This is a genomic window from Myxacorys chilensis (assembly GCF_059505265.1).
The window spans coordinates 1-8,072 of sequence record NZ_JCACKG010000132.1 but is presented as its reverse complement, the minus strand read 5'-3'; the positions used below and the strand labels follow the sequence as shown (position 1 = coordinate 8,072).

The 8,072-nt window shown below is 50.7% G+C and carries 12 protein-coding genes; all 12 read right to left on the bottom strand.

All coding sequences use genetic code 11. The features are described from left to right. Positions 1 to 201 precede the first annotated feature (201 nt). The 12 genes from AC5JLB_RS10170 to AC5JLB_RS10115 all read right to left on the bottom strand — a co-directional run bounded on the left by AC5JLB_RS10170 (position 202) and on the right by AC5JLB_RS10115 (position 7,780). Positions 202 to 348: a CPBP family glutamic-type intramembrane protease gene (locus AC5JLB_RS10170; protein WP_495873717.1), complete on the bottom strand. Its 147-nt coding sequence runs from the start codon at positions 346 to 348 to the stop codon at positions 202 to 204. Between the two features lie 8 nt (positions 349 to 356). Continuing rightward, on the bottom strand, positions 357 to 863 hold the full coding sequence (locus AC5JLB_RS10165) for a hypothetical protein (RefSeq protein ID WP_495873715.1): 507 nt from the start codon (positions 861 to 863) through the stop codon (positions 357 to 359). A 51-nt stretch (positions 864 to 914) separates the two neighbouring features. After that, positions 915 to 1,829: a CPBP family glutamic-type intramembrane protease gene (locus tag AC5JLB_RS10160; RefSeq protein WP_495873714.1), complete on the bottom strand. Its 915-nt coding sequence runs from the start codon at positions 1,827 to 1,829 to the stop codon at positions 915 to 917. A gap of 278 nt (positions 1,830 to 2,107) precedes the next feature. Continuing rightward, positions 2,108 to 2,683 (bottom strand): TMEM175 family protein, encoded by a 576-nt coding sequence (locus tag AC5JLB_RS10155; RefSeq protein ID WP_495873713.1) that lies wholly within the window; start codon positions 2,681 to 2,683, stop codon positions 2,108 to 2,110. A gap of 169 nt (positions 2,684 to 2,852) precedes the next feature. After that, positions 2,853 to 2,951, bottom strand: coding sequence for a DUF5996 family protein (locus tag AC5JLB_RS10150; protein ID WP_495873716.1), 99 nt, complete (start codon positions 2,949 to 2,951; stop codon positions 2,853 to 2,855). Next, entirely contained in the window at positions 2,951 to 3,406 is a 456-nt protein-coding gene (locus AC5JLB_RS10145; protein WP_495873712.1) for a hypothetical protein, read from the bottom strand. Before AC5JLB_RS10145 ends, AC5JLB_RS10150 begins: the two co-directional genes overlap by 1 nt. Further along, entirely contained in the window at positions 3,399 to 4,292 is an 894-nt protein-coding gene (locus tag AC5JLB_RS10140; RefSeq protein ID WP_495873711.1) for a pirin family protein, read from the bottom strand. Before AC5JLB_RS10140 ends, AC5JLB_RS10145 begins: the two co-directional genes overlap by 8 nt. Positions 4,293 to 4,638: 346 nt before the next feature. Then, positions 4,639 to 5,127: a lipocalin-like domain-containing protein gene (locus AC5JLB_RS10135; protein WP_196513975.1), complete on the bottom strand. Its 489-nt coding sequence runs from the start codon at positions 5,125 to 5,127 to the stop codon at positions 4,639 to 4,641. A 17-nt stretch (positions 5,128 to 5,144) separates the two neighbouring features. Then, a complete protein-coding gene (locus AC5JLB_RS10130) occupies positions 5,145 to 6,023 on the bottom strand; it encodes a dioxygenase family protein (RefSeq protein ID WP_495873710.1) in 879 nt (292 codons plus the stop codon). Between the two features lie 74 nt (positions 6,024 to 6,097). Next, positions 6,098 to 6,292, bottom strand: coding sequence for a thioredoxin domain-containing protein (locus AC5JLB_RS10125; RefSeq protein ID WP_495873709.1), 195 nt, complete (start codon positions 6,290 to 6,292; stop codon positions 6,098 to 6,100). A gap of 57 nt (positions 6,293 to 6,349) precedes the next feature. After that, the gene (locus AC5JLB_RS10120) at positions 6,350 to 7,306 is read right to left on the bottom strand and encodes an alpha/beta fold hydrolase (RefSeq protein WP_495873708.1); all 957 of its coding nucleotides are present in this window, start codon (positions 7,304 to 7,306) and stop codon (positions 6,350 to 6,352) included. Positions 7,307 to 7,423: 117 nt separating this feature from the next. After that, entirely contained in the window at positions 7,424 to 7,780 is a 357-nt protein-coding gene (locus tag AC5JLB_RS10115) for a hypothetical protein (protein ID WP_495873707.1), read from the bottom strand. Between the last annotated feature and the right edge of the window lie 292 nt (positions 7,781 to 8,072).

Below are 8,072 nucleotides of genomic sequence, written 5' to 3'. Positions count from 1 at the left end.
ACCAAGCCATAGTCGAGTGCAGAGTACCAAGAGAAGCGAGTTTTTCCAGTTTGGGAATTGAGTGCAAGAAGGATTAAATCCTGTGAAAGATATTGCATGATGAATTCCTTATTGAGGTATACTGCGGTTCCTTTCAGCCCATGCCAGCGGCTACCAGTGCCGGAGTCGGCAGATGATGACAACGTGAACAACGACAGTGGGTCAGACCGAGCCGCTACGGCGCAGCAGTTCAGCACCGACGAGTCCCATTACTAGGGCTGTGGGAAAAACGATATTGATGCCATGCATGAGGGCGAAGATCAAGGCGCTGCTCACAACCCCGAAAACTGACCCATAGCGCAGCAACACATTGGCAATCACGCCCCGGAAAAGCAGTTCCTCGCCAAGGGTGTGAGGATACCGAGAAACAACGTCGCCAGGATTAAGGACAGCACCCCGCCACTGCCACCTTCGGCGTACATGGTCTGAGGGGTAGAACTGTCTCCGGTGATAGCGGTATATGCTAGGGTCGCCAGACTCTTGACGACGAACGCGACGAGTCCTGCTCCGACCCCGATTAGCAGCCATTGCCGCGAGACCCGGCGGACGCTGAAGGCACTCCAGGAACGAATCCGAAGCAACGCCGCTGCCGAGAACCCGGCGATGCCTGCGACACCAGACAGCGCAGTGAAGATCAGCCCATAAACCACGGGATCGAGTCCGAGCCGCGAGAGTTGTGATCCGACTCCGTACCCAACTACGCTAAAGACGATAAGACCAACAATGCATTCGGGCAAGCCTGGACGCGGAACCCTATTAGGTCGGGATGAGGTGGCGGCGGTCTTTCCTGAGTCCGGCGGTTGGTTAGAAGGAACTTTAGACATGGTGATCAACACCTTTGGTGCATTTGCTGATGGTTTTACAAACTGATGAGATCATCGACGACCAATCCGATCGCTCTGGAAAACGGGTTCGGATGCCTCGTCGCGTTTGAACACCTTGTAGGCGATCGCCAGGAATATGGGTATTGCAACCAGCACCGATAGCGCCCCGTAGGTCGCGTGATACTCGCTGATTGTGAACGGAGCCGGTGTGGGCAGGGCGCTTCCAGTTATGTTGAACAGGAGTATGCTGCCGATATTGTTCGCGAAGTGTGCGCCGATGGCGAGTTCAGTGGTGCCGTCAATCAACGAGACCACGGTCCACAACAGACCCGGAACGAGGAAGTAGTTGGAGAAGACCGTGAGCCAGCCGCCTGCGCTCACCTCCGGGTTTAAGAGGTGCGGCAGGGTGAATACCACGGCCGCCATGAGCGCCAGAAAAACGCGGTTGGTCGAGATCATGCTCGCGCCCTGCACGATGTATCCGCGAAAGAAAAGCTCCTCAGTGGTGGTCTGGATCGCGGTGAAGACCAGTGCCAGTGGCACGAAGAGCGCGAACGTCGCCAGGTCGAAGTTGAAAGAAAAGCTGTCAGGGTAGAAGAGGTACTGTCCCAGCACGCCTAGCAGAAACGCTGGAACGGACCACGCCACAAACCCCTGACCGATGCGACGCCAGCTTATCTTCTTCCGCGCCGTGATGAGCGTCAGGGGATGACGGCGGTGGATAAGGGTAACGGCGATGAGAACCCCCGCGAGGAAAAATGGGAAACCTACCATAACAAACAGGAACTTCCCGAAAGGACCAAGCACGTAGTAATCCGGCTGGCCGCTGAGCGCGAACGCGACGAGTACGCTGGCACCAGTCCCGACCACCAGCCACGCAAAGAGGATGACCACCAGTCCCAGAACATACCGCCACCCCCGATACTTACCTTGTCGGGCAGACTCCACGTAAGTTGCGTTTTTCATGAGAATACCTCCTACCTTTTGTGGACGATTTACGCTGCGTTGCTGGTTTCAGCTTTGACTTCGGTTGGGATTACGAAAGCTCTTAATTCGACAATCTTGTTGCCGCGAAAGCGCCAGATGTCGCAGTATGAGAATCAGCCACCTTCCCGTCTTAGGTTTAAGCGGCAGAATGTTCCCGCGCACCGGATGCAGATCACCTTTGTCTGTGACCAACAACCTATATTCATGCTGGTGCAGAGGGTTTGTTAGCTGGTTTTTGTTGCATCGAACATGGAACTTTATGAGTTCAACGCCTTTTCAATACGACGATCGGGAATGAGCCACAGGACTGCAACCAGAACGTATAATGCACACGCAAGCCAAGAGATTGCAAAAGCAAGTGGAATTGCAACTGCATAAATCAATACCGATAACTTGCCTTTAAAGTTCCGACCAAGAGCGTTTGCAAGTGTGGAATCTTGACCGTGGTGAAAAACAAGTGTGCGGGTCAGAGTGAAGTAGGCGATCGCAGCCAACAAGAAAACCACACCATAAAGCGCCACAGGCAACGCAGCAAAGTTATTTTCACCCATCCACGCGGTGACAAAAGGAAATAGTGATAACCAGAACAACAAATGTAGGTTTGCCCACAAAGTTGAACCATCCACTTGCCGGACTGCCTGAAACAGGTGATGGTGATTGTTCCAGTAGATACCAACATGCACGAAACTCAACACATAGCTTAGAAAGGTTGGAATCAGCAGACGTAGCGCAGCTAAATCTGACTCATGAGGTATTTTTAACTCCAGTACCATAATGGTGATAATAATAGCAATTACCCCATCACTGAATGCTTCTAACCTACCTTTAACCATTTTTGCGTATGCTCCTTGTTTGCTTACCGCGTTGTATAACTGCCATTTGCCAAAATGGTTGACCGGTTATCCACTATCCATTTAGTATCTCTAAGTGGCAGCAGATCGCCTCAAACTTTGTATCAAGGTCGCTAGTCCATCCGCTTCAGCAATTTGCAATTTGTTAGCCTTACACGGTTGGGGAACGCTCCAGGGCTACTCGATCCCAATGTCCTAAGTTGGCTGCTGCCTCATAGGTGCTTGGGAGAAAAGCAAGGAGGTTTGCAATTACACAATCGGAGCAAGTTCAGAATCTGTGAATTTCGGAGGTTGAATACTGTCAGAGGTCAGCAACATCACGACATCTGCATGAGCTAACACGACATCGGGGTGGCGTTGAAGCGCCGTATTATACTTCATGGCAAACTCATCGCCCAATTCGTCGGGGCTGAGCAGTGTACGAATGTCACTGTCAATCGCTTCAATTGCCTCTGATGTAACAGGTTCATCGGCATGACGCAACTCATCGATTTGGATAATCAATTCTGAGAGTCGATGCAACCAGGCAAACTGCTTATGACTAATCACCAGTTGTAGCAATTCACCTCTAGAAACTTGCCCTCGAACTTGCTCATAGGTAAGACGCTCAGTCTCTAGTAAAAGCTTGTGCAGATGCAGTAGTTTGATTCGTATCTCACTCAAGCGTTGATGTTGACTAGTCCAATATTGAAATGTGTTAGGCATAAATCTGTCCCATCCTTCCTTCCTGGTAGTCGTTGATCGCTTGAGTAATTTCAGCTTCAGTGTTCATTACAAACGGACCGTAGCGCACGACTGGTTCGTTAAGGGGTACACCTGCAATCAGCAGAAGATCTAGAGGACGCTGAGCATCAGCAGGGTTGGAGATCACTACATCTTCTCCATCTTGAGAAAAGAGCACCATCTGCCCATCATCACCAGGCGCTGGCTCTGTCCCAAACAACCCAGACCCCTCCAGTACATAGACAAAGGCGTTGTACTCTTTGGGTACAGGCTGGATTATCGTTGCCCCTGGTTGCAGTGTGAAGTGGAGGTAAGTTATCGGCGTGCGCGTCTGAATTACGGCTTTTGCCCCTAACGCTTCTCCCGCAATCACCCGCACTGTCACAGACCTATCTTCGGTTTGAGCGACCGGAATGTGAGCCGCTGGAATTTCCTGATAGCGGGGTGGCATCATTTTGTCTCGTTGTGGCAGATTGACCCATAGTTGAATGCCGTGGAGCCGTCCACCAGTTTGGGTAAACATTGACTCCGGCATCTCGGAATGCACGACCCCGGCACCTGCTGTCATCCACTGGACATCACCCGGATTTAGTAGCCCGGCGTGCCCCGCAGAATCTTTGTGTTCTAACCGTCCATCCAAGACATAGCTGACGATTTCAAAGCCCCGGTGCGGATGATCGGGTGCACCTTTTGCCTGACCCGGCTTTAGATTAATCGGACCCAACTCGTCGAGGAGGAGAAACGGGTCAAATTCAGAGAAGCTACTTTTGGGAAAGGGCCGACGTACTAGAAATCCGGCCCCTTCGAGTGTTTCAACGCTGTTGATTACTCCGGCAACGGTTCGAGACGTTTGAGTGGGGACAGTCATAGAATTGCCTCTTCAGAACTAGACAAATATGTGTATCATTTGAGCCTGACTCAGCTGATGAATCACAGAGTTTTTTCACAAGCCAGAAATGCAGCAGATCACTGATTATTCCTGCTGAAGAAAGTCCAGTAACACGGGATTGACCTGATCAGCGTGAGTCCAGTTGATGGCGTGCGGCCCGCCGGGAATGACAACCAGCCTGAGTGTTGATCGCCCAGCGCAGAATGACGAACAGGTAGGGAGCGGCAATCGATCGTTCGCCAGTGAGCCAGTTTCGTCCGTCGAGATAACCGAGGATAGCGACGTTTTCAGTGAGTGAAAAGTGATCGTACTTGCCTCTACTTCGTTATCGACAACGAACTCCCCTTGCTATAATGCGTTCCCACAGCAGCTCAAAAACCGCTTCAACACCATCACTCAAGACTGGCGGCGTCACGAGCGTTAGTCGGCTCTCATTAAGAGTAAAGGTGCGAACTAACGTTGTACCAACGCGATTAGGAATTGATGCAATTTTGATCTGGTGAGTTACTGTGTTGCCACTCAACGTATAAGTTCCAGCGTAAGCATTGAATGTTGTAAATGCTTGAGCAAGCTCTTCCACGGGTAAAGATTGCATCTGGGGAGTCAGCGGTGATCTGACCTCCTGACTCAGCGCTGAGCGATCGCTCCTAGAAAACATCACCATCATGTGACCATCTGATGTGTAAGTGATGTAGCCAACCGGATGAGTTCCATACACGTCTGGAGTCACCGTTCCATCAGCGTAAATGGCAGTTGCAGAAATTAACTTCCAAATGCCAATTAGCGGATTGTTCTGGATTGATGGTGTAGACATAATGTGCAACCGTTGCTTTATAATTCTCTGCTAGAGAGAGTAACGGGTTTCAACACAAAATCAAATTCCGTTGTGTAAAACTGTTTACTTTGATTCCGTGCCTTGAGTTCGTCTAGCGCTTCGTGCTTTTGTAATTCAACGATCATTGATCGCACTGCAAAGGTTGTATCTGAATTCAGGTGAGGATCACCAGCAATAAAAAATTGGGTTGTCAGCGACGTGTACTCTGGGGCACTGACTTTGAAATGGATGTGAGCTGCCCGCCAGGGATGCCGTCCCAACAGTCGCAACAACTCGCCAGATGGACCACTGGTTGGCACCTTGTAACCTATTGGCACTACGGTTTCAAACGTATACTTTCCACTCTTGTTCGTTTTGAAACGTCCCCGAAAATTCCCCAACGGCTGAGATGGATCTTGGATATCATATAATCCTTTGGAGTTGGGTTGCCAAACATCAATCAGAGCATTGGCGATCGGTTGACCGTTCAAATCTAAAACCCTGCCTGACAGGAAAAGCGAATTTCCTTCTGTATCAATACCCAAGCGATCGCCCATCTGCCGTTCTGGTGCATTCGGCACATACAAGGGTCCTTCTAAATTGCTTTCTGTACCGCGATGGGCATCGTGCAGCAATTCTACCAACTCTGAGATCCCTAGTAGATCCGTTAACAGATGGATCTCTCCAGTGGGAATCTCTTGAGTGTGATGACTTGCCTGGTTGAGAAAATTACGTCCCTGCTGCAATTCTGATTCAGTCAGCTTCACCTCACGCACAAAGTCATGCAAATGTCGAACCAAGCTCGTGTAAATTTCATAGAGTCGCGGGTGAGATTTGCCGCGATCGCCATGATTAATGACGGCTTCAGTGATAGTGTCAAGTGCGATTTTCTGCACGATCAAACTCCTTTTTAGTTACGTGATTAATGATGGTTGTTTTACGGCAACTATCTTGACTTATAATCTGTGTCCTAATCTAATTGGCTACAGCTATAGTCTGGTGACTTGATGCTTTCAAGACTCATCCTGACGATTTCGTGCGGCATATCAATCCATTCAAGAACGATGAGATCAGCCAGCGAACAGGCACCGGGCATATGATAGAGTTTCATGGAATGTCCCTTATCGCGAAGAATGTGTTTTTGCTTCCTATCTGCTGTTTTCATAGTCTGAGTGTAATGACTCCTAATGCTCGGTTTCTTTCAGATTCTTAGGGTGTTTTGTCAGATTCTTGTGCAATCACCTTCAAGACGCAGCGTGGAACCGAGCGTTCTGTCGAGGAACGCGCGGATCAACGTTGCCACCTCCTCTGCATGAGTCTCCAGCGCGAAATGTCCGGCGTCGAGCAGGTGAATCTCTGCATTCGGGAGATCTCGCTGATAAGCGGCAGCACCAGCGGGCAGAAATGCCGGATCATGACGACCCCAGACGGCGAGAAGCGGCGGACGGTGCTCTCGAAAGTAGGACTGGAAGGCTGGATAGAGCGCAACGTTACTGCGGTAGTCGAAGATCAGATCGAGCTGGATCTCCTCCGCGTCTGGCCGCCCCATGTAGGCGATGTCGAGTTCGTAGCCGTCGGGTGACAAAAGGGTTGGATCGGCTCCGGTACCATACTGCCAGTTCCGGATTGTGTCCGGTGCGAGCGAGGGTCGGCAGGCTTCCCGGTTTGCTGCGCTCGGTTCGCGCCAATAGGTTTCCCACGGCCCCCATTCGTCACTGAAACCTTCAAGATAGGCATTGCCGTTCTGCGAGACGATTGCAGATATCCGTTCAGGATGGCGCATCGCCAGACGCAGACCTACTGGCGCACCGTAGTCGAAGATGTAGAGTACGTATTGATCGAGCGACAAAGCATCGACGAAGCCCTCGATTACGTCGGCAAGGCGGTCGAACGTGTAGTCGAACGTTCCGCGTGACGGTGCCTTGGTCTGCCCGAAACCAGGCAGATCCGGCGCGACGAGCCGAAAGCGATCGGCAAGCAGAGGGATCAGGTCGCGGAACATGTGGCTAGCGGTCGGAAAGCCGTGCAACAGCAGTATCACTGGCGCATCGCTTGACCCAGCCTCACGGTAGAACACTTCGACATCGCCGACCTGTTGAAACCCGTAGCGTATTTTCATCTCTTTTCCTTTGATTGCGCGTGTAGAAGTTTTGATCTGCTGCGGTACGCACACCAGCATCGAGATTCATGCGGTCTATAACGACCCAAGCTCAGCGACCCGGCCCGTGGTGACGGCGTGGATTGCAACCGGAGCGCGAGAGCCGGGTTCGCTGCAGTGCCTTGTTAGGCAGCAAAATCACCACGCACCCCGGCTGACGCGACGAAACCAGGCCCCACTTGCTGCTCCTGCTAAAGCGATTATGGAGTAAACCGCTAAAAAAGCGACTCCAACAAGAATTAACGAACTGCCGGGCAGAACTGGAATAAAAAGCATATACGTCAGTTGACCAAGAACAATACCGGCATAGTGTGACCAAACATGTTTAGGCCGAGCAAAGCCAACGGTAAGGCCAACAATAAGAAGTGCTACAGAATAATAAAAACCTTCCGCATCCCACGGCTCGACCTGCCCGGATAAAGATGGTGACAAGGCCCAGATCATTGCGCCGCCCACAAACGAGAACAAAAAATTTATCGCTAACTCTCTTTTCATTAGACCTTCTCGGTAATAAAGTGCTCGGTATCTCAATGGACAAACAATCTGCAAGAAGATTTGAAATCGGTTTAAGAATTGATTGCTTTTCTTAATTCTGATTAAGTCTATTTTTCACCCTCGCTGCCTAACAACCAAGCTCACCGGACGCAGATAACCTTGAAAACTCAATCAATCAATTTGGCACGTTCCGGTGCAGCGACTGGTTAGACTCACGGCGCATTTCACTGCTATGAACAAATTGACTTATACCTTCAACGAGTTCAGGCACAACTGGCAGCGTTGGCTCAGA